Genomic DNA, 22,566 nt, shown 5'->3' on the forward strand with positions numbered 1-22,566 from the left:
GGAGCAGCAAAGGCCGTGCCAATTAATTCCTCAAGGGCTTACCAGTTTTCAGCATTCCCGCTATACGCTCCTGCGTTTTTCGCTCGCCGCAAAGCGAGACGAAAGCCTCCCGTTCGAGGTCGAGAAGGTATCGCTCCGAAACAAACGAACGGTGATTCAGATCGCCGCCGCTCATCACCTTAGCCAGTTTGTGGCCGATCAGAACGTCGTGATCCGAAACAAAACCGCCCTGCTTCATCATGTGCAAAGCGAGTTTCATCGCTGCTTGTGCCGATTCGCCGAGGGCGAGAATGTCGGTCTTCTCAACCGGCTGAACGTAGCCAGACGCCGCAAGATTAAGCACTTCCTGCTTAGCATCCGCAATAAGGCGGTCGCCGTTCATCGATATCCCGTCGATATCACGAATCAATCCCCACGACTGTGCTTCCGGACCTGAGGTCGCAACCTTGCCCATACCGATCAGTTCGAACGTTTTCTTGAGGAACGCGAGCGGATCGGCATCCGGAGCCTTTGCCGCTGCGTTCATCGCACGCAGGGTCATTTCCTTCGTTCCGCCGCCGGCCGGGATCAGGCCGACGCCGACTTCGACCAGACCGATATATGTTTCCGCTGCTGCCTGTACACGATCGCCATGCATCGAGATCTCACATCCGCCGCCGAGCGTCAGGCCGTATGGAGCGGTGACGACAGGTTTTGGCGAATATCGCAAACGCATGACCGAGTTCTGAAGTCCGCGGATCATCATATTGATGTCGTCCCATTCCTCTTCCTGCGCAGCGAGCAGGAGCATCATGATGTTGGCCCCAGCCGAGAAATTCCCGCCCTGATTGCCGACCACGAGCCCCGTGTAATTTCGCTCGACTTCATCTAAAGCAAAATTCATCATCGCGACCGTATCGCCGCCGATGGAGTTCATTTTGGAGTGGAACTCGAGACAAGCAACACCGTCACCAAGGTCTATCAGCGAAGCTCCGGGATTCGATTTGATAACGCCGCTGCGTTCTTTAATATCCTTGAGGATCATCACGCCCGGACGTTCCGGCATCGGTTTGTATTCGCCCGCGACGAGGTCGTAGAACGAATGATGGCCGCCTTCGTTCTTGTAGAACGAGGTGGCACCCGAGGCAAGCATCGCTTCGACATTCGCCGGAACAGCCTGGCCTTCTGCACGCATGCGCTCGACCGATTCAGCAACGCCGATCGCATCCCAAGCCTCAAAAACACCGATCTCCCAACCGAAACCCCATTTGATAGCGTTGTCGATCTCAACGATCGTATCGGCGATCTCAGGAATGCGGTTCGCCGCGTAACGCGAGACACGCGAGGTCGTTTTCCATAGGAATTCGCCAACACGGTCGTCACCCCAGACCAGAGTTTTCACGCGTTTTGCCCGATCTTCGATCCCCTTTGCCGCGTCGAGCGACGGGAATTTTGTCTTGACCTGCGGCTTGTATTCGAAGGTCGCGAGATCGAGTTCGAGAATCACGCGTTTGCCCTCGGCATCTTTCGATTTCTTAAAGAAACCGCCGCCGGTCTTATCGCCAAGCAGCTTTTTGTCGAGCAGCGAAGTGATAACTTCCGGGATCTGAAAAACTTCACGGTCTTCGTCATCGGGAACGGCCGGATAAAGATTGGTCGTAACGTGAGCCGTCACATCGAGCCCAACGAGGTCCGACGTCCTGAATGTCGCCGATGAAGCATGCCCGATCGCCTTACCCGTCATTTGATCGATCTCGGTCGGCGTCCAACCACCCGCGATCATCTCGTGGATCGTCGCCATCATGCCGAACACGCCGATGCGATTCGCAATGAAATTGGGGCGATCTTTGGCGGGAACAACGCCTTTTCCGAGCCGTCGATCGAGAAAACCGGTGATTCCGCATGCGACCTCACCGCTCGTTTTCGTGCCCGGAATGACCTCGACGAGTTTCATGTAACGCGGCGGATTAAAGAAGTGAATACCGACAAAATGAGCTTTAAAATCATCCGAAAACGGCTCCGCGATCGAGTCGATCGGAATGCCGCTTGTGTTCGAGGCGATCACCGCTCCCGGCTTGCGATAGCGGTCGACGTCCGCAAAAAGCTTGTGCTTGATCTCAAGATTCTCAACGACCGCCTCGATCACGAGGTCGCAATCTTTGATCTTCGCGAGGTCGTCGGTGAAATTTCCGGTCGTGATCAGCTTGGCGTTGTCGCCCAGCATGAATGGAGCCGGTTTCAGCTTCTTAGCCGCCGCAAAAAGCGAATCGACGATACGATTCCTAACCTGAGGCGATTCCAGCGTCAGCCCTTTTTCTCCTCATCCGGCGTCAATTCCCGGGAGCGATGTCCAAGAGAAGCGTCGGAATACCCGCATTCGAAAGATGTGCGGCTATACCCGCACCCATTGTTCCGGCTCCTAAAACAGCCGCTTTTGTGATGTTCATATCTTGTCTCGAAGTTCCTGTTTTCTAGCGATTTGAATTGGAAAAAGTATAACTGAATGAGCATTCATTCAGCAAGGGAAAAATTCAAAATCGATCAATAACCGTTACGCCAGTTCCGCTGAAACTGTTCATGCTGGTGAGTTCTGAAACAGATTTGTCAAGCGAGATCTTTTTGCCGATCAGCTTCTGCGGTTCGAGTTTTCCAATGCGGATCAGCTCGAGCATCCCCGGATACCGATGAGCCTGCATTCCGTGGCTGCCGATGATCTCGAGTTCGCGGCCGATTAGTTTGTCGATCGGAATTTGGGGGCGGTGGCCGCCGGCTTCCATGATGCCGACCTGGATGTGCTTGCCGCGTTTGCGTAATGAAGCGAGCGAATTCATCAAGATATCCGGATGGCCGAGAGCGTCGATCGAGATGTGAGCACCGCCGTCGGTGATGTCGAGTATGGCTTCGGCAGGGTTGCCATATCGCGAATCGATCGCGACCTCGGCTCCTATCGAGCGGGCATATTCGAGTTTGTCTTCGGCTATATCAACAGCGATAACTCTCGCCCCAAACGCTGCCGCGATCATTATCGCCGACAGCCCAACACCGCCGCAGCCGTGAACGGCAACCCATTGCTCCGGCTTTATCTTCCCCTGATCTACAACAGCGCGATAGGAGGTTGCGAAACGGCAACCGAGCGATGCGGCCGTAACGAAATCGATCTCCACAGGCAACCGCACGAGATTCGCATCTGCATATTCGATTGCCACGTATTCCGCAAAACCACCCCAGGCTGTAAATCCGGGCTGAAACTGGTGATCGCAAACCTGCTGATCTCCGGCGAGGCAAGGCTCACACGCTCCGCATCCGCAGACAAACGGCAGAGTAACGCGGTCGCCGATCTTGAATTTTTCGATCGCAGAACCCAAATCAACGATCTCACCGGCGAGTTCATGACCGGGAACATGAGGCAGTTTGATATCCGGATCGTTTCCCATCCAGCCATGCCAGTCGCTGCGGCAAAGACCGCACGCCTTGACGCGAAGGACAACGCCGGTCGGGCTCGGCATTGGATCGGCGACATTCTGAATGTTGATCGGGCCTTGGAACCCCTCGAAAACGGCTGCTCTCATAGGTGTTTATCTTAGTCGAAGTGTTCGAAAAAATCCTTGACTTAATTCGAAAATCGGATGATAATTCTCACATTCAAATAGTAAGCACGGATATGCATTTTGGGGGAAGGTACGCCTTCCCCCAAAGGGCCTTTTGAATAGCTTCTAAAAAAACAAAAATAACACGGAGACCCTAAAATGTTGAAGAAACTTCTGCTCATCCTTCCACTATTGCTCATTTGCTCGGGCTCGACTCTAGCCCAGGGAACCGCGACCGAAACGGCCCCCGCAAAGACGGCCGAACCCGCCAAGAAACCGGCGGTCTTTCGCTCAACAAAAAGGCCAGGTCTCGGAAGCTCAGACCTTACTGAAAACAAAAAAATTCTACGACGGTGAAGCTACTGGCGTCACTAGTGCGGAATGGAAGGCAGCCGTGAAAAAATATCAGGGCGAAAACGGATTGGCCAAGACAGGCTCTTTAAACCGGGCAACCCTCGAGAAAATGGAGATCAAGCTGACCGATAAGCAAAAAGAGATCCCGGTAGATCCGAAGCATTTAGCTTCAGCCGAAACAAAGCCGGCCAAAACAGAAAAGGCAGCTTCGACTACTGCGAAAACAGAATCAAAGCCGTCTGACGGACCGAAACGCCCGGCTCCGTTTCAGGCAAATAAGGATCAGATAACTGCGCTTCAAACTAAGTTAAAGGAAGCAAGACTATTTACTGGTGAAGCCGATGGTTCACGCAGCGACAGCCTCAAGGAAGCCGTGAAAAAATATCAGGAAGCCAATGGCCTGAAGGCGACTGGCGGTATTAACGCTGAAACTTTAGAGAAAATGGGAATTGCCCTCACGGACAAACAAAAGGAACAAGTTGCCGCTCAGGCTGCGTATGACGCGGCAAAGAAAAACTAATAAAGATGGCAATTTCAGATCGGAGGCCGCCGTTTTTCCAACCGGCGGCCTTTTCGTATGCCGACGCAATTCTAAGCACGCGGCCTTCGGAATAAACAGGCCCGCCAATAAGTAGCCCGATCGGCAGTCCGGAACTCGAAAAACCGCAAGGCACCGAAATAGACGGCACGCCGGCAATTGAAAAGCCGAACGTACAGGCATCCAATGCAAAAGGATCGACCGCATCCTTGATAGCGATCGGCAATCCCGGAAGCGTTGGAACTATTACCGCATCAACGTTTTCAAAAACTGAGGCGACGGATATTCGATGCTTTTCGATCTGAGCCATGAGCTTTTGGTATTGCCCTTCGGAAACATTGCTTCCGGATATGATCGTCTTGCGAGTTCGTTCGTCATAGAGACCAGGCGAGGCTTTTAGATATTCTGCATGAAAGGCGTACGATTCGTAGTCAATGATACCGCCAAGGTCGGGAATAGGAAGCTCTACCTCGGTTATGACTCCGCCCAGGCTGCGTATAACTTTCACCGCTTCGTCGAATGAAGCGCGAACCTCCGGCACGATCGAAGAATCGCAAACATCGCCCGACGTTTTGAGGATGCCGATCCTGAGTCCAGAAATATCTGCCTGAACACCTGGATCAAAATCCCGAGCGCTGGGGTGGTCGGTCATAGTCCGAAACATCCACGCTATATCTGTTACCGTTCGGCACATCGGCCCGACGTGGTCGAATGTCTTTGAGACCGGAATGGTGCCGGCGGCACTCACGACCCCGAAAGAAGGCTTCAATCCGACTATGCCGCAGCAGGACGCTGGTATTCTGACGGATCCGCCAGTGTCAGTGCCAACGGCACCAAAACACAGCCCGGCTGCCACTGCGGCAGCCGAACCGCCGGATGAACCACCCGCGACATGATCTGGCGACCAAGGATTGTGAACTGCTCGATAGTGGCTTATCGCTGATGTCGTGCCAAGGGCAAATTCGTGCATGTTCAGCTTGCCGAGGATCACGGCTCCAGCCGCTCGGAGACGCCTTACGACCTCTGCATCCTCAGACGGTCGACGGTTGGCAAATACTCCGCTTGCAGCAGTTGTCAGAATGCCCGCCGTATCGACATTGTCCTTGATCGCAATAGGAATCCCGAGCAACACATCAAATCGTCCGCCTTTCATTACAAGATCCTCGGCAGCTTTCGCCTGCCGAAGCGCCTCTTCCGGCGTTACCGTGATAAAAGAATTTAGCTGCTTGTCTAAACGATCGATCCTTTCGAGACAGGCCTTTGTCAGTTCGACGGGAGAAATTTGCTTATGCTTAACGGCATGTGCGGCCTCGGCGAGGTCGAGTTGGGTAAGATCGCCAGCGAAGCTGACCTCAGTCCGTTTAGACGGCGTACAGCCGATCGAGCCCACGATCGCTCCGGCTGAAGCAGCGGCGATGGTCGATAACATTTGCCTGCGAGTAAAGCGTCTTTGCGACATTCTGGAATTGTATTATATTAGGCTTACATTCCGTCCAAATTTAGACGCGTTACGCCTCGACCTTATCGTATGAAAAAACACAGCATCGGCTTCCTGGTACTTATCTCCTTGTGTATTCCGGTCCTTGCTCAGTCCGAAAAAGAACAGGCATCTATTCGCAAAATTATGGACGACCAGACCGCCGCCTGGAATCGCGGCGATATCGACGCCTTTATGTCGATCGGCTACTGGAAGTCCGAAAAGCTTAAGTTCGTTTCCAGCGACCGCATCACCTACGGTTGGCAATCAACGCTCGACAATTACAAAAAGACTTACAGTTCTACAGCCTTAATGGGAAAACTCACGTTTTCCGGTCTCGAAATTGACGTGCTCTCGAAGGACGCCGCGTTTGTCATCGGCAGTTGGTCGCTTGCTCGTGACAAGGACAATCCAAAGGGTAAATTCACGCTACTGTTCCGCAAATTCAAAGAAGGCTGGCGGATCGTTACCGATCATTCGTCATAAGAATTGCCGTGTTTTCTATAAAAATCGGGAACATCCAACAAATCTGAAACGTTAAGTGCCGTTATGAGAAAACTCATTTACGGGATATTGATCGTTCTATTCACCACATTAAACGCATATTTTCAGACGCCGACGCCCGCTCCGGTTCCTGCATTGACCGAAAAGGATTACATTCGCGTCGATCCAGACCCTTCCAAAGGCTTTACCTATCCATACTATTTGTACGTGCCGAAGGAATTCAGCGAGCGGGCCGAACTTGGGAAGGTACAAACCCTCTTTGTCGCTCCGAACAACACCGGAAAGGTCGATGACGATCTCGCTGTCCATGAATTCGATGTGAAACGCCGCATGGTTACAAGCGGAGCCGTCGCTGCGGCGATAAAAGTGGCGGTACTAATGCCGGTTTTTCCAAGGCCCAAGACCGATTGGCAGATCTATACTCAGGCACTGGACCGTGATTCGATGCTCACATCAAAAAAGGAATATCATCGCCTTGATCTGCAGCTCATCGCGATGATCGATCATGCGATCGCCTCACAGGCGAAACTGGGCATCAAGTTCGATAAACGCGTTCTCCTGAACGGATTCTCGGCACAAGGAATGTTCGTCAATCGATTCATATTTCTGCACCCTGACCGTGTTAAAGCCGCTGCGATAGGGTCGCCGGGCGGCTGGCCGATCGCTCCGGTTGCGAAATACAAGGATAAAGCCCTGCGTTACCCGATCGGAATTGCCGACTTCAAGCTCGTCGCGGGTGAAAAACTTGATCTTAAAACTCTGCGCAAAGTGCCGATGTTCATATTCCTGGGCGACAAGGATGAGAACGATTCGGTTCCCTTCGACGATTCATACGACGGCGAAGACCGCGATCTGATCAACCCTTTGCTGGGCAAAACACCGGTCAGCCGGTGGGAGATATCGAAGAAGCTCTACAAAGACGCCGGGCTAAATGCTGAATTCAGGCTTTATCCGGACGTTGCTCACACGGTTACACCGCAGATGCGTGATGACGTTCGAGCCTTTCTGCTTAGGAACAAATAAATGACTATTCCAGGCCAATGAAATCAAGATTCGGCAGTGCTCCCGCGACAGTCACAGTTTGCGTGGCAAATCGGTAACGCTTAGAGGAAACGCCAACAAAATAGCTCTGACCGGTCAAAACACTTGGAAAACTATAGATGCCAAATGAACTTGTCGTCGCAGTTTGCCGGACACCGAGCGAATCGGTAAGGATTACAGTTGCATTTCGTAGCCCAAGGCCCGTTGGAGTCGTGACGCGGCCACCGATCGTGACCGGAAGGGCACTTGGCGAAAACGCCGGTATTTGCCACATTCCGCGTCCGTGCGTCGCTATTCGAATCAAATTATTGCCGGTCTTGGCAATGTCAAAAACAGCGACGCGAGGAAACGCTGTGCCGAACGAATTCCATGTCGTGCCACCGTCCGCAGAGACGTAAACGCCAATGTCGGTTCCCGCATAGAGAATATTTGAGTTAGCCGGATCAACCAGAAATGCGCTGACCGGAATGCGAGGCAGTGTGCCGGAAATATTCGTCCACGTTGGCGGCGATGCGTTCAGGTTCGTGGTTTTCCAGACGTTATTGACGGCATAGTTAGCGATCGTTACGTAGGCCGTGTTGACATTGTTTGGATCGATGACCGTGCGCGAGATAAAGCCGCTAGGAACCGCTGCGTTCGGATCGAGATCGACCAGCGTCGCACTTCCTGTCGTAGTTCCAAAAAGCCCGCCCGTACGCAAGCCGAAAATTCGAACATTGTCATTTTGAGGTGAGATCCCGATCGAACTCACCGCCACTCCGCTCTGGATCGGTGCTTGGCTAACGACAGTGTGCGTCACGCCGAGATCGCTTGAGCGATAGATGCGGTCAGTCGCATAGTAAACAGGATTCGGGTTGCCCGGGCCGGCTTCGAACGGAGCGTAGAACAACACGGCTGTATCACCGCAGTTGATGTTGTTATTTGGCGTCGTGCCGTTAGTGCAGCCGCGTGATGACCAAGCTGCGGTAGTGGTGCCGCGTGTTCGGTAACCGACGATATTGTTCAACTGGTTTTGATAAGTATGATACATCCGCACGTTAGTCGTATCGGTTGCATTGCTGTCTATTATCGAGTTTCCGCCGTCGCCGCCGTCAACTCGATTCCATTGGGTCCCGCCGGCATTGATCTGCAGTGTGCCGTTATCTTGGGTCCCGCCGATCGTCAGCGTCGGGTCGGTCGGGTGTACTGCAAGGCCCGTGAACTGCGTCGCGGAATATTGCGGGGTGTTGAGCTCGACATAGTTCGCCCCGCTATTGGTTGACCGGTAAATGCCGCCGTCAGTGCCCAGATAAATTATTGCCGGATTTGATTTAGAGACGGCAAGAGCGTGTGAATCGACGTGTACGCCGCTGCCACCCTCAGTAAAACTCGTTCCGCCATTGGTCGAGAATGCGGCGACGACCGTTGGTGATCCGGCTAGATAGACTTGATCTGGATTAATCGGATCGACGGCGATCGCGATGTCGTAAAAACACTGAGGATTGCAGAAATTATTCGCGATACGCAGCGTCCACGTCACACCGCCGTCGGTTGATCGAAGTACACGGCCTGTGCCCTGTCCACTGGCAGCATAGAAAACGGCGTCGCCGCTTCCCGCCGGGTGGACCGAGGTCAATTCGGTGTTTAGTTCGCTGGTTGTTGTACCTGTGTAAGCAAAAACCTGGTTAAAGGTAGGATTCGCAGACAGTGCATCGGCTGATCGATGAATGCCCCCAACTGTCGATGAGAGTACGCCCGCAACCAGGATGTTGGGATTTGTCGGGTCGATCGCGATATCGCGAACGGATGCGTCAAGACTGCCGGCCAGTCCGGTCAAGCGTGAAAAGGTTGGCGACGCGGACGTGGCATTGGTCGAGCGATAAATGCCGCGCGGCGGCAGCGGCGTATATGCCGTACCGCCGGAACCCGCCACACCACTCGTCGTGGCGACAAAAATAGTATTTGGATCTGTCGGGTGAACGATCACCTCGCCGATGCTTCGGCCGGTCATCACATCGGCATTCGCACCGTCGCGGTTGAGAGGGCCTGAAAGAGTAGCGGTCGTCGAGGCATTATCGATTCGATAAACCCCGACGCCGAAAAAGCTGTCGGATGAGAAATTTGGCTCGCCGGTTCCAACATATACGATCTCAGGGTTTGACGGTGCGATGGCGATGGCACCGATAGCCAGGCTCAGGGCGTTGTCCATCAGCGGTGTCCAAGTGGTGCCACCGTTCGTTGAGCGGTAAACTCCCCCCTGAGCGGTGCCGGCATAGACGACATCCGGGTTTGTCGGATGGACCGCTATTGCGGTTGTACGGCCCGAATATTCAATGTTCCCGAGAAATATCGGTGCCGGGCCGACCGGAACCCAATCGGCGAGCAACGCATCTTTGAAGCTAGACTCAGGCAGTCGGGACTGACGTTCCTGTTCTTTCTCGAGATCCTTAACAGCATCGACCCGCATCCGCGGATCGACCGGCGTCACGCCATCGATCCCACGCAGCAAAGCGGACGCCTCCGCACGGCGATTGAGATACTCCTCCTTGCTGCCGCCTCGGGTTTCCAGCGCTTCGTCCTCCTCCGACTCGAAAATGCCGGGCAGATCGGGCTCTCTTTCAAAGAACGGGATCTCCATTCCAGCCAGTGTTTTGGAAATGGGCGTCCAAAATGCGATCGACACGACGGCGACGATAATAGCGAAGAAAAGAGTGAGCTTTTTCATAATGTAATTCGACATACCACCCGCCTACTACGAGCTCGGGATCGATGGCGTAACTCCGGTGTTGCAGGACATTTCAATAACGGTATATTTCCGCTTCAGGTCCGCCAGTTCTCGTCGCTGACGGGCTTGTATCTCGAGATAATCTTCTGGCGGGTTTCCCCAACAGCCTTCGATGCGAAAGAACTTGATCTCCTTCTTTCTGCTATTCACGAGTTTTCCTATCGTGCATTTCGCTTTCATCGACTTCAGCGAATCGGCCACCGTTATCTTCTTGATAACGACATCACCTGAGCGTGACGGCACCTCGACTACGCGAACAACCTCATCGGCTTTGACGCTATTCGGCAAACAGCTATATGGCTGCGATCCGGCCAAAACACTGATCGTCATGGCCGAGCATATCGCGACCAAAAGGATCGAAAAACCTATGGAACTGCCAAGCATTCGTAATTCTCTCGAGAAATTTAGAGAACCGTTCTCTACTGTCTAACTTCGTTTTTGAGTTTACTTCCAATCGGGGTGGAAATACCTTTTTAGCATAATTCGGCGGAAAATGTAAGCAAAATAGCTCGCGTCTCAATCAGGAAGTATGGCTGAGAGTACTCGAACGACGTTTCCGCCCATTATCTTTGCGATCTCATCGTCGCTAAATCCTTCGGCCAAAAGCGCTTCGGTAATGAGAGCTTCACCGCTCGTGTCGAACGGAGCTTTGACCGAACCGTCAAAATCCGAGCCCAAACCGACGTGGTCGATGCCCGCAATATTTACGGCATAACGAATGGCTCTCGCGACCGCCTTCGCGTCGTCGCCGCAAACGGCAGTATCCCAAAATCCGATTCCGATCACGCCGCCGGTCGCAGCGATGCGCCGCAGTTGATCGTCGGTCAGGTTTCGCTGGTTGTCACAGGTTCCGCGAACGCCGGTGTGTGAAACAGCAACCGGTTTTGTCGCGATCGCCAGCACGTCGTCGATGGTTTTCGGCGATGCATGCGCGAGGTCGACGATCATTCCCTTAGATTCCATCCGGCGAACTACGCTCTTCCCAAGCTCGGTCAGCCCGTATTTTTCGACGCCGTGAGCGGAGCCGCCAACTTCGTTGTCAAAAAAGTGAGACGGCGACATCATTCGAAAACCGGCGTCGAAGAAAACATCGACATTTTCCAGCTTCCCGTCGAGCGCGTGCGCTCCCTCGATGCCGAGCCAGCCGCCAACCGTTCTTTGTGTCCCTCGGCTTTCGAGAAACATTTTGAGATCGTGTTTGGTCTTGATGATGACCATGTGTCCCTGGGACGCGGCGGCGTATTCGTGAAGCTTTGCCGCCTGATACAAGGCTCGTTTGGTAAGGCTGAAAAGATTTTCGAGCGGCTGGCGTTGTGCAAGGGCGAGCCAGAAAATATTGTCAGTATCAGGAGTATTCTGCTCTATGTTTAGGCCCCGAGGTGTTTTGGTCACAACAGTGAAAGCCTGCAACGCGACATTACCGCGATGCAATTTTGGAATATCGACTTGGGCCGCAGGTGTGTCGAGATTCAGATCACGATTCCACAAAAGCGAGTCCGCGTGGAGATCAGCAACGATAAGTTTTTCGTGCAGCTCACTCGCTTTCGCACTCAGGCGATACGGCGGCGGAGAAATGATCGGATTAAGCTTTCGCTCGGTATATCCGGCCGCGAAGAAAAAGACAAAGACCAACCCTGCCGCAAGTGATGCGAACAACAGGAAACCGATGATCTTTACCGCGTTTTTCATTTTTACCTTTGGATCACAACGATGTGTCCCTGGCGGCTCGAGATCCGTGACGCATCGAGAACGCGCTGAACCTCGAGGCCGTCCTCGAAAGTCGCCGCGTCACTGATCGAAGTTTCCCCTTTGCGGATCGCGTCAATTATCTTTGGAGCGAACCCCATAAAACCGCGCGGAAAACCTGTGTCGGGATAATTTCCTACATTTTCGAGGATCGGCGTTTCGACCGGCCGCCAATCATCGCCGGCCATGGCGATGAACGCGTCCCCACGATGATCGATCCGCAATGCTCCTTTGCTGCCGTAAAATTCGACGCGGTTTTGATAACTGGGATATTCGACCATCGAAACGGACACAAGACCTGTCGAGTGATCGGTGATCGGGCCGTCTTCGAAGCGAAGAAGCATATTAGCTTCATCATCGGTCGTCACCTGCCGCATCTCGCCATTGGGGGCGCGTCGCTGGGCGATGTGCGATTGGAGCTGGCAAAGCACTGTCTGGATCGGAGCCTCCAGAAACCAGTTGAATGAATCGATAATGTGCGAATTTATCGCTCCCAAAGCTCCGCCGCCTGCGGCCGCGTCCGACCACCAATTCCACGGAATATTTGGGTCACCGCGGTGCGGAGCCTGAAATATGGCCTTCGCGTGCCGCACTTTGCCGATCACGCCGTCGTGAAGCATCTGTTTCGCAACCTGCCGCCCGGGCTGGAATCGCAGTTCGTGATCGATCAGGGCAAGGATAGGCCTTCCCGCTGCTGCCACTGCCGCTGCTGCTGAAGTCATTTCCTGAGCCTCAGCGACGCTCATCGCCATTGGTTTTTCACAAAGAATGTGTTTGCCATGCTCGATCGCGAAGAGTGTCATCTCGCGATGCAGATACGGCGGCGTTGTAATGCAGACGAGATCGACCTCGGGGTGCAGGATCGTGTCACGCCAGTCCGCCGAGAAATGGCCGATGCCGAAATCGTCCGCCGCAGCCTGTGCGTTTTCATAACTTGCACTCGATACCGATGCGACCCACGCACCCTCGCAAGCCAAAAACGCCGGTAATTGCACCTTGCGCGCAAAACCGGTTCCGATCAGTCCAATGCCTACTTTTTCTTTCACAGTAATTTGATCCCGAAAATACTAAAGATGCCCTTCGGCTTAAAATGCTACACATTTTGGCGCCGAAATGAAATCCAATTATGCACAGATCGCTATGTTTTGCACAGATCGACATATTTTGCACAAATTGATATGTTTTGCAGGTTATGCGTGCTTCGGCAATGGAACGGCCTCAGCAATTGATATCGCTGAGGCCGTAAAATTAATGATCTTGAAAACTGCTCAGTCGATGCCAAGCTCGAGGCTGCCGGTCGCTCGCCGCGTGCCGCGATGGCCGCGTTTTAGAAATGTTTCGTATGCATCTTTGTCTGCGCCGGTCAGCTTAAGTATGTGGGCTCCGACCAGGAATCTCTCGGTCGAGATATGAACGCCGACCTTTTCGTAGCGTTTTCCCATGACAGTCATTTCAACCTTGCCAGTCGGCAACTCCATTTCGATGTGGAGCGGACGTTCGTGCCCAACGAGATACTTTTCTTTGACGCGGATCGACGGAACGATCACCGAGATGCCGCTGCGGCTGATATCAAACGTTTCGCCGAGCACGCAAGCTGAACGGGCGAGTTCGCGGGCACGTTCGGAATTTATCTCGGGCTCGAACCAGATCTTGACCGGAGCCGTATGCCGCCTGCGCGACGAAACCATGCTCTCGGACAAAGAGCTGTTGAATTTGCTGATCAGTTTACGAAACATCTGCTTTATCCTCAGAAAAACAACAAGAATCTAAGATATAACGCTTTTGATAGATAATATCAACAACTTTGATGCATATTTTTAAATTTGTTTATCGCGCTAACACCTTGCCGCCATTATCTTTGCTGGTGACACGCGAGATCCCTTTGGCGTCGAGCTTGAGAATATAAGACAATTTGCCGCTCTTGCCGTACTCGGCTGGAGTTGCCGTCGCGTAGTAACTTTTGCCGTCGGTGGTCAGCGTAACCGCGTAATTATAACCCGTCGATTCGCTCGTTCGGATGTCGTCGGGCAGCAATCCGCCAACGATCAGCGTCTCCAGGTCCGCACACCTGCCGTTTTGGACTGAGTAGGCAAGTTCGGCCTTTGAGATGCGTTCGAGCATCTTTTTTGCCTCTTCCTGATGGGTCTCGATGCGCAGATTGTAGAAATACTGCTTACCTTCTTTCTGGATCCGCTTTTGCGCCGCATCATCGACCGTCTGTATTATCCACACGTCACCGGCCTTCTGCAGCTTTATCTTTTGAGTGTCTGTTCTGTCTTCTCTGTCAGGCAAATTAGCTGTAACGGTAGCCTTGTCACCACTGACGACCTCGCCGTTTATCTCGATCTCGGCCGGGATCTGACCGGCGAGCTTTGCAAAATCCAGCGAAAATTCACCAAGTTCCGACTCAGTCAACCCCTCGACCGCCGGCCGCAGATTCGTCAAAAATATTGCCTCTCGAAACTTTTTTTCACGCAGATTCTTGTAAAATACACGAACCGTATCAGCCGGGCCATTAGGCTCGATCGGAATTGTGGCACCTTTTGGAGCTGGTTCGGCATTCGCGGTGTTCGCCGCCGTGGTGTTCGCGGCCTTGGTGTTATTCGCAGTATTGGCATTCGCCGCCGGCTCTTTCGACGTGCAGCCGGACATAGCGATTGACAAGGCGATGCCCAGCGACAAAGCAATTATCGTCGATCGGCTGCCAAAAAATAACAGATCTTTCATTATCTGAAACGGTCTCATCGAACCAAAAATTCTAAATGCAAAACAATCGGGAGAGAAGAAAAAGCGACGCGCTGTGGTTAGCATAGCGCGTCGCGTTAAATAAAGTAAAACAAATTCTTCGCCTGTTATGAGGCCTTCTTTCCTGCCAACCACCATTCGCGGCCAACGCAGTAGAGTACAACCATCAGTACGAGGAACGGCAGTATTCCGAGGAAATCCGATGCCCCGCCCTCGAAGAATGGATTGCCGCTTTTTGACCAGTGTTCAGCGGCGTCCTGAATTCCCTTGAGCGTCGGTTGGACGGCAAACAGAGCGATCAAAATACCCGCGATAGCCCCGCCCGCGATGTAGCCCGAGGCGAGGAGGACGCCGTTCGATTTGTCGGTTTCGGCGATAACCTCGTCCTCGGTCAGGTTGCGTGAGGCGAGCTTTCGTTTCAGATAGATATCAACGAGATATCGAACCATGCCACCGAGGAAAATGGGCGCCGATGTCGAGATCGGCAGGTAGATTCCCACTGCAAACGCGAGCGAAGGCACCCCGGCGAGTTCGAGCACAATGGCGATCATTGCCCCAAGGATCACCAGACCCCACGGCAGATTCTGTCCCAAGACCCCCTTGATGATATAGCTCATCAGCGTTGCTTTAGGAGCATCGTAACGTGTCAGGTCGTTGCCGTCCTCGTCTTTTTTGATGATGCCGTTGATGCCGGGATCGACGAAGTAGACCGGCTTGCCGCTCTGATCGACAAGGTATTTCCCGACCTGGCCGTCTTTCGGCTCAGTGTTCTGCCAGACGCGGTAGGTCGCAGTGTCGGTGTCCTTATATTTGCCGTTAGTGACCTTTTCCGACTGGAACTGGCCGCCTTGTTTGAACAGCTTCTCCTCGCCGATCGTTTTGGTTGCGACCGGGTTTGCCGCATCGATCTTCTGGAAATAGGTCTCATTATTGTTCAGCATGATCAGCAGCGAGCCCAAGACCAATGCTGACGCCAACGCTCCGACAAGGATCGCGATCTGCTGACGCCACGGCGTGCCGCCGACCCAGAATCCGGTTTTCAGATCCTGTGAGGTCGTACCGCCGTTCGACGCAGCGATACAGACAATGCCGCCGATCGAGAGTGCCGTTACGAAATAAGGATCGGCTGCCGTCCAGCCAAGTCCGAGGAAAACGAGACAGGTAATTAGAAGCGTCGCAACCGTCATTCCCGAGATCGGATTCGAAGACGAACCGACCTCACCAGTCAAACGGGACGAAACCGTCACGAACAAAAATCCGAGAATAATGATCAGGATCGCTCCGAAGAACGAGACGAACGGGCTTACGAAAACACTCAGTCCCAGTTGCGGGAACAGCATGATCGCCGCCACCAGGCCTATGACACCGACGATGACCCATTTGATCGAGATGTCCTGGTCTGTACGCGGCAAATTAGAGTTCGACTCGGCAGAACCGCCCCGAAGGTCGGCCAAGCCGCCTTTTAGGCCGTGCCAGATCGTCGGCAGGCTGCGTACTAGCGAGATCATTCCGGCCATCGCCACTGCTCCCGCGCCGATGTAGAGTACATAGGCACTTCGAACGCCGCCGGGCGTCATTTCCGCGATGGTCTTGCTGATCTCAGGTGCGATCGGCCCGGTTGCCGACTCTCCAAAGAATTTGATGATCGGGATCAGAACGAGATATGACAATACGCCGCCGCCCATCATGAGCCCTGCGATACGCGGCCCGATTATGTAACCGACGCCGAGCAAAGTCGGGTCGTTGTCGGAGTTGACTGAGGCTCCCTTGAATCCTGATTTTGTGAAATCGTATCCCGGCGATTCCTTCCAAAAGAACAGCACCTTCATCAACGCGTTGAACGCAAAACCGATCGCAAAACCGATCGAGATGATCTTGCCGCCCTGGATCGCCGCATGGTCGTTGCCCTCGACACCAGCCTCGATCGAGGCATCACGCGATTCCTTGGACGCTCCGGCTTTGAGAACCTCGGCGCAGGCCGTTCCTTCGGGGTATTTGAGATAACCATGCTGGTCCTTGATCAGAGCCCGGCGGAGCGGGATCATCATCAGGATCCCCAGCAATCCGCCCAAAACCGCGACCAGCATCACACGACTGATCTCAAGGTCAAAACCCAGGATCATGATCGCCGGCATCGTCACACCGAGGCCGAAGGCGATCGATTCTCCAGCGGAACCTGCCGTCTGCATGACGTTGGCTTCAAGAATGGTCGCGTCATCAGCGTTATAAATCGCGTAACAACACAGCGCCGCCAAGGCAATTCCAGCGAGGGCGGCCCAAGCAACCCCAATCCCTAAACCAGCCAGCAAATAGAAGAGTCCTCCGCCCGCAAGGACACCAACAGCCATCAATACATACTTGAACGCGGGAGGTATTACCTTAACTTTTGACAACAGCCGGAAAACCGTGATCGCGATAACCGCGACCGGGATCGAGGCCGAAACAGTAAGCCCTGTCTTCAAAACAAGATAGAGCGACGACGCGCCAAAGATAATACCAAGCAGAGTGCCGACAACGAGCGGCAGCGGCGTCAGTTCGCGGAGCGTCGTAGCGTCAGGAATATATGACCTGAAATTTTCGAGAAAAGGATTCTTCATGCCGGTTTAGAGTCTCCAGATTGTCTTTCTGCGTCCCGCTTTAGGCGGGTGTTTTATAGGGGAAAGGATTTTTGAACCTGCGTTAATTTACCCCGCTAACACAAAAAACGCAATCTTTTACCTCAAATTCAGCTCATCAATTCAGTTAGCACCCGTGAGGCGGCGATAGAAAACCTGCTTCACGGCCTCGGCCGCCGCGACGTACAAGGCGGAAATAACAATTATCATCACCAAGATCCCGGGCGGAAGCGGTACGAATCCCAGGATATTGGTTCCGGGGATATAAGGAATTACGATCGTCAGCCCGACAACGGCCACCGTCGAGATCCACAGCCAACGTCCGGGCCGGCTGCGGTAAAACGGACGCCGTGTGCGGACAATAAGGGCGACCAAGAGTTCGGTAAGGAGAGACTCAATGAACCAGCCGGTTTGAAATTCAGCTTCCGAAGCCCTGATGTAGAAATATAAAAGCCCAAACGTCAAATAATCGAAAATCGAGCTGACGAGGCCGAAGACGATCATAAACTTGCCGATGAAACTGATGTCCCATCGGTGCGGCGACTCAACAAATTCCGGATCGACGTTATCGCTGGCAATAGCGATCGCCGGAATATCGGATAGAAAATTATTGAGTAATATCTGTTTGGCGAGCAGCGGCAAGAACGGAAGAAACAGCGATGCTCCCGCCATGCTGAACATATTGCCGAAATTGGCACTCGTCGTCGTAAAAATGTACTTGAGGGAATTGGCAAAGGTTACGCGGCCTTCCTCAATGCCGCGACAGAGCACGTCGAGTCCTTTTTTTAGCAGTACGAAGTCAGCGGCCTCGCGGGCAACATCAACGGCTCCTTCGACCGAGATGCCGACGTCGGCATCGTGCAGGGCAGGAGCGTCGTTAATCCCGTCGCCCATATACCCGACAACATGCCCCATTTTTTGCAATCCTCGGATGATCCGTTCTTTCTGATTCGGGTCAACCTCGACAAACAGCGTGTTGTGCTCGACAGCATGCCAGAGGGCCTCATCATCAAGTAGATTGAGCTCTGTACCAGTTATTATTCCGGCCGATTCCAAGCCCACCGACTTGGCAAGGTGTGCCGCGACATGCCGATTGTCACCGGTAATTATCTTCAGTTGGACCTTGAGTTTCGCAAGGGCTTCGATCGCACTGCTGGCATCTTCCTTAGGCGGGTCGAAGAAGAGAAGAAAGCCTTCAAATACCAGGTCGCACTCGTCATCACGGTTTGCAGAACTATCGTTCAGCAATTCCTTTGTCGCGAGCCCGAGAACACGAAATCCGTCCGATCCCCAAGCCTCGAACCGCTTGCCGATCTCACTTAGCTTGTCCGGCGTTAGTCCCTCGAGACCTTTGGAACCGCGAAAGTGCGTGCAAACCGCCAGAATATTGTCGAGAGCACCTTTGGTGACCATCATTGCCGGCCGATCGCCGGCCTTAACCATGATGCTCAGGCGTTTGCGTGCAAAGTCGTAAGGCACTTCGCCGACCTTTTCGACGCCGCTAAGTTCAACGGCGGGGCCGGCAACGATCGCTTCATCGAGCGGATTAGGGAGACCGGCCTGAAAATATGCATTCAGGTAGGCCAGACGATAGACATCGTCGGACGCGTTCGCCTCGGCATCGAGTGCGGCATCGAGCCGGACGATGCCTTCGGTCAGCGTTCCGGTTTTATCGGTACACAGGATGTCCATGCTGCCGAGATTCTCGATCGCCTCGAGGCGTCTAACAATGACGCCGCGTCGAGCCATCTCGCGCGCTCCCTTTGAAAGATTGATCGTGATGATAGCCGGCAAAAGTTCCGGCGAGATTCCCACGGCTAGGGCGATCGCGAAAAGGAGAGATTCGATCGCGGGCTTGTCAGAAACCACATTGATGGCAAAAACCACAAGGACGAGCCCAACCATTATCCGGGTGAGCATTATGCCAAATTTTCGAATACCCCGCTCAAATTCCGTTTCAGGCGCTCGCAGGCTGAGCTGATCCGCGATCCGGCCGTATTCCGTGGCCGCTCCGGTTCGGACAATTAAAACCTTGGCAAAACCGCTTCGCGCGGAGGTGCCCATATAGACGCAATTCATCCGCTCTGCAAGACTCGCATTTGCATCAGCGACATCCGTTTCTTTCTCAACGGGAAAGGTTTCGCCTGTTAGTACCGCCTGATTAACGAAGAAGTCCTTTGTCTCGATCACCACTCCATCGGCGGGAATAAGACTGCCTGCAGAAAGCACGACAACATCGCCCGGAACGATAGCCTCGTGGTCTATTTGCTTCTCTTCTCGGTTGCGAAGCACTGTTGTCCGTTTCTTTAATCGTGCCCTTAATTTGGCGATCGCGTTGCCGGCTGAATATTCCTGCAGAAACGAAATCAGGGCGCTGCCGACGACGATGAAAAAAATGATCGACGCATCGGTCCACTCGCCAACATACAGCGAGACCGCAACCGCGAACAGCAGAATTAGGACGAGAGGATTTGTGAATTGTTTCGTCAGAAGCCGCAGCCACGTGACCTGGCGGCTTATTTCGAGGGCATTTGGCCCAACCAACTCCAAACGTGCCGCAGCCGCAGCATCGGTCATTCCGCCTGGTGCCGAATCAAGAGCCGCCAGCAACTCACTGGCGGAAACATTCCAATATTTTTCGGGGATCTCGATTCGTTCAGGCATACACAAGGCTCGATGTTCGTATACTAACTCAGTCCCAGTGACAGCGGGAGATTTTTTGAATAATGGCGTCTTTCATATCCAAACGAAATATCCTAAACTGAGCCAAATCAAACCTGGTGCCCGACAAAAGATAATGAAAAAAATTGTTAATTGTGATCTCTCTTCAGTACTCCGTCTCGTTGCTGTATCGATACTGTTTGCCGCTGCTGCCGCCGCTCAAACGGTCCCTGCTCCCAAGGATGTCCTCGGCTTCGAGCCCGGCGATGACAAAAAACTCGCAAGCTGGGCTCAAACTGTCGATTATTTCAAAAAACTCGACGCGGCGAGCGATCGCGTCATTTTCCAGGAGATCGGCAAGACGACGATGGGAGCCCCTTTCGTTTTCGCAACCATATCAAGCCCGGAGAATCTGCGTAACCTAGAAAAATACAAAAAAATAAACGCTCAGCTCGCCGACCCCCGGACGTTTAAGAGCAGAGATAAATTTGCCGAAAGACTGATCGAAGATGGAAAGACGATCGTGTTGATCACGTGCGGCATTCACTCGACCGAGGTCGGCAGCCATACGTCTTCTTTCCTGATCGCCCATCGTTTGGCGTCAAGCAACGAGCCTGAGATCCTGAACATTCTCAAAAACACCATCATCCTGCTGGTTCCGTCGCTCAACCCCGACGGCGTAGATATCGTCAAAAACTGGTACGACAAAACGCTCGGCACGCCGTACGAAGGCACCACGCCGCCTGAGCTTTATCACAAATACGTCGGCCACGATAACAACCGCGACTGGTACGCCTTCACCCAGGTCGAAACCCAGCTCACCGTCGACAAGATCCACAACGTCTGGCACCCTCAGATCGTTCACGACATACATCAGCAAGGAGCCAACGGTTCAAGGCTTTTCTTGCCCCCGTACATGGACCCAGTCGAACCAAATGTGCCCAAAAAGATAGTCGAAGGCTATACGGTACTCGGCAACTACATCGCCGGCGACCTTCGCAAGAAAGGATTTGAAGGCATCACAACCAACTCAACCTACGACGCCTGGACACCGGCCCGAGCGTATTCGCATTACCACGGCGGCGTCCGTATCTTGAGCGAAACCGCTTCGGCCCGCCTCGCTTCGCCAATCACGATTCAGGAGAATCAAGTACGCGGCGGCCTCGGCTATGATGCGAGAAAGGAATCGCCAAACTTCGGCCCTGTGTGGAAAGGCGGTGAATGGAAGATGCGGAACATCACTGAGTATATGACGGGCGGCGCATTCAGCCTGCTCAACCACGCGGCGGACAATCGGGAAAAATGGTTGTCAAGGTTTTATGAGGTTGGGAAAGAAGCAGTGAAGCCGAGAAAGGATGGTGAGCTTTTTGCTTATGTCTTCCCTAAACTTGGCAACGACGATGTAAAGAACCAGGGCGTCCGTTACGACCTGAGCCACGATAGGCGGCAGGAAAGTCTTTTGGGAATCCTGGAAAGGGGAGGCGTAACTGTCGATCGTCCCGACAATCTCGCTATCGCGGGAAAGAAATATCCTCGTGGCACGGCCGTCGTCAGGCTCGACCAACCCTACGGAGCTTTTGCAAAGGCGCTTCTAGAAAGGCAAAAATATCCGGACCTCCTGGATGCCAGCGGAAACCCGATCTCGCCCTACGACGTCACCGCACACACGCTGTCGTTGCTGATGAATGTCGAAAGCGAGGCGATCTCTAGACCATTCACTTACCAACTGCCGAAAAGAAGTTCCGGTACTGGCTCGGGAGCAAGTTGTGGCCAGGGTCATGCTCCACGATATACGATATACCGGTCCGGGCCACCGTCGATGGACGAGGGATGGACACGTTGGATCTTTCGCAAACCTGGCGGCTATGACATCAATTGCGGAGCGCCGGTTGAAAGCATTACCACCTCAGAGATACGGCAGGGCAGCGGCTCCAATTTTGGTGGCAAAGAGACGAACACTATCGTATTTCCCGATCAAAGCGCAGCCCAAATCCTCAACGGCTATACAAAAGGCTCGATGCCGGATGAGTATGTGGGCGGCGTTGGGAAGGAAGGTGTTGCTAAGCTTAAGAAATTTGTCGAAGAAGGCGGAACTCTTGTTTTCCTGAATAGTGCGTCTGATTTTGCGATCGAGCAGTTCGGTTTGCCGGTGCGTGATGTGACGAAAGGCTTACCGCGAAAGGATTTCTTTATTCCCGGCTCGATCCTCCGAACTGAGATCAACACCAATAGTCCGATCGCCAAAGGAATGCCGAAAGAATCTATAGCTTGGTTCGAAGATTCGCCCGCTTTCGATATCGCTCAGGATGCCCGCGTCGAGGTGATCGCCCGTTATCCGACCGACCCGAAAAACGTTCTCCTCTCGGGTTGGGCCCTCGGCGCCGAAAAGATCGCCGGAAAAGCCGCTCTCGTCTCCATCCCAATGGGCAAAGGCAAGATCGTGCTTTTTGGCTTCCGCCCACAGTATCGTGCCCAATCGCTCGCCACCTATCCGCTGCTATTCAATGCGATCTCGAACTGAGCTTCCGGAACAAGCAAGTAATGGCCCCAGGTTT

Annotated in this window: 15 protein-coding genes and 1 pseudogene; 5 read left to right on the forward strand and 11 right to left on the reverse strand. The window is 53.4% G+C overall.

What is annotated here, in order from left to right; all coding sequences use genetic code 11:
- Window positions 1–22: 22 nt before the first annotated feature.
- Both IPG22_04525 and IPG22_04530 read right to left on the reverse strand, forming a co-directional pair.
- A pseudogene (locus IPG22_04525) lies at window positions 23–2,426 on the reverse strand (3-hydroxyacyl-CoA dehydrogenase/enoyl-CoA hydratase family protein).
- Window positions 2,427–2,510: 84 nt separating this feature from the next.
- Window positions 2,511–3,548: a zinc-dependent alcohol dehydrogenase family protein gene (locus IPG22_04530; protein ID MBK6587566.1), complete on the reverse strand. Its 1,038-nt coding sequence runs from the start codon at window positions 3,546–3,548 to the stop codon at window positions 2,511–2,513.
- A gap of 177 nt (window positions 3,549–3,725) precedes the next feature.
- Here IPG22_04530 and IPG22_04535 point away from each other — a divergent pair, with 177 nt between their 5' ends.
- Window positions 3,726–3,923 carry a hypothetical protein gene (locus IPG22_04535; GenBank protein ID MBK6587567.1) on the forward strand — a complete coding sequence of 66 codons (198 nt, stop codon included), beginning with the start codon at window positions 3,726–3,728 and terminating at the stop codon, window positions 3,921–3,923.
- 37 nt (window positions 3,924–3,960) lie between these two features.
- On the forward strand, window positions 3,961–4,440 hold the full coding sequence (locus tag IPG22_04540; GenBank protein ID MBK6587568.1) for a peptidoglycan-binding protein: 480 nt from the start codon (window positions 3,961–3,963) through the stop codon (window positions 4,438–4,440).
- On the opposite strand, the gene IPG22_04545 is transcribed toward IPG22_04540, so the two are convergent.
- Window positions 4,376–5,887, reverse strand: coding sequence for an amidase (locus IPG22_04545; protein MBK6587569.1), 1,512 nt, complete (start codon window positions 5,885–5,887; stop codon window positions 4,376–4,378). The two genes, IPG22_04540 and IPG22_04545, sit on opposite strands and share 65 nt — an antisense overlap.
- 99 nt (window positions 5,888–5,986) lie before the next feature.
- On the opposite strand from IPG22_04545, the gene IPG22_04550 reads away from it, so the two are divergent.
- Window positions 5,987–6,421 carry a DUF4440 domain-containing protein gene (locus IPG22_04550; protein MBK6587570.1) on the forward strand — a complete coding sequence of 145 codons (435 nt, stop codon included), beginning with the start codon at window positions 5,987–5,989 and terminating at the stop codon, window positions 6,419–6,421.
- A 63-nt stretch (window positions 6,422–6,484) separates the two neighbouring features.
- Window positions 6,485–7,462, forward strand: a complete 978-nt coding sequence (locus tag IPG22_04555) for a hypothetical protein (protein ID MBK6587571.1) — start codon at window positions 6,485–6,487, stop codon at window positions 7,460–7,462.
- 4 nt (window positions 7,463–7,466) lie between these two features.
- Here IPG22_04555 and IPG22_04560 read toward each other — a convergent pair whose 3' ends face one another.
- From IPG22_04560 to mgtA, 8 genes are all read right to left on the reverse strand, one after another.
- A complete protein-coding gene (locus tag IPG22_04560) occupies window positions 7,467–10,184 on the reverse strand; it encodes a carboxypeptidase regulatory-like domain-containing protein (GenBank protein MBK6587572.1) in 2,718 nt (905 codons plus the stop codon).
- Window positions 10,185–10,211: 27 nt separating this feature from the next.
- Complete coding sequence (locus tag IPG22_04565; protein ID MBK6587573.1) at window positions 10,212–10,628, reverse strand: hypothetical protein; 417 nt, start codon at window positions 10,626–10,628, stop codon at window positions 10,212–10,214.
- Between the two features lie 132 nt (window positions 10,629–10,760).
- Window positions 10,761–11,933 (reverse strand): dipeptidase, encoded by a 1,173-nt coding sequence (locus IPG22_04570; protein ID MBK6587574.1) that lies wholly within the window; start codon window positions 11,931–11,933, stop codon window positions 10,761–10,763.
- Between the two features lie 2 nt (window positions 11,934–11,935).
- On the reverse strand, window positions 11,936–13,036 hold the full coding sequence (locus IPG22_04575; protein ID MBK6587575.1) for a Gfo/Idh/MocA family oxidoreductase: 1,101 nt from the start codon (window positions 13,034–13,036) through the stop codon (window positions 11,936–11,938).
- 222 nt (window positions 13,037–13,258) lie between these two features.
- Window positions 13,259–13,726 carry a hypothetical protein gene (locus tag IPG22_04580; GenBank protein MBK6587576.1) on the reverse strand — a complete coding sequence of 156 codons (468 nt, stop codon included), beginning with the start codon at window positions 13,724–13,726 and terminating at the stop codon, window positions 13,259–13,261.
- Window positions 13,727–13,817: 91 nt separating this feature from the next.
- Window positions 13,818–14,735, reverse strand: a complete 918-nt coding sequence (locus IPG22_04585; GenBank protein MBK6587577.1) for a hypothetical protein — start codon at window positions 14,733–14,735, stop codon at window positions 13,818–13,820.
- A gap of 107 nt (window positions 14,736–14,842) precedes the next feature.
- On the reverse strand, window positions 14,843–17,332 hold the full coding sequence (locus tag IPG22_04590) for an oligopeptide transporter, OPT family (protein MBK6587578.1): 2,490 nt from the start codon (window positions 17,330–17,332) through the stop codon (window positions 14,843–14,845).
- Between the two features lie 141 nt (window positions 17,333–17,473).
- Window positions 17,474–20,014: a magnesium-translocating P-type ATPase gene (mgtA, locus tag IPG22_04595; GenBank protein MBK6587579.1), complete on the reverse strand. Its 2,541-nt coding sequence runs from the start codon at window positions 20,012–20,014 to the stop codon at window positions 17,474–17,476.
- 133 nt (window positions 20,015–20,147) lie between these two features.
- Between mgtA and IPG22_04600 the strand changes: the two genes are divergently transcribed.
- Complete coding sequence (locus tag IPG22_04600) at window positions 20,148–22,532, forward strand: hypothetical protein (GenBank protein MBK6587580.1); 2,385 nt, start codon at window positions 20,148–20,150, stop codon at window positions 22,530–22,532.
- Window positions 22,533–22,566: the final 34 nt, after the last annotated feature.

The sequence above is a fragment of the Acidobacteriota bacterium genome, assembly GCA_016703965.1.
GTDB lineage: Bacteria > Acidobacteriota > Blastocatellia > Pyrinomonadales > Pyrinomonadaceae > OLB17.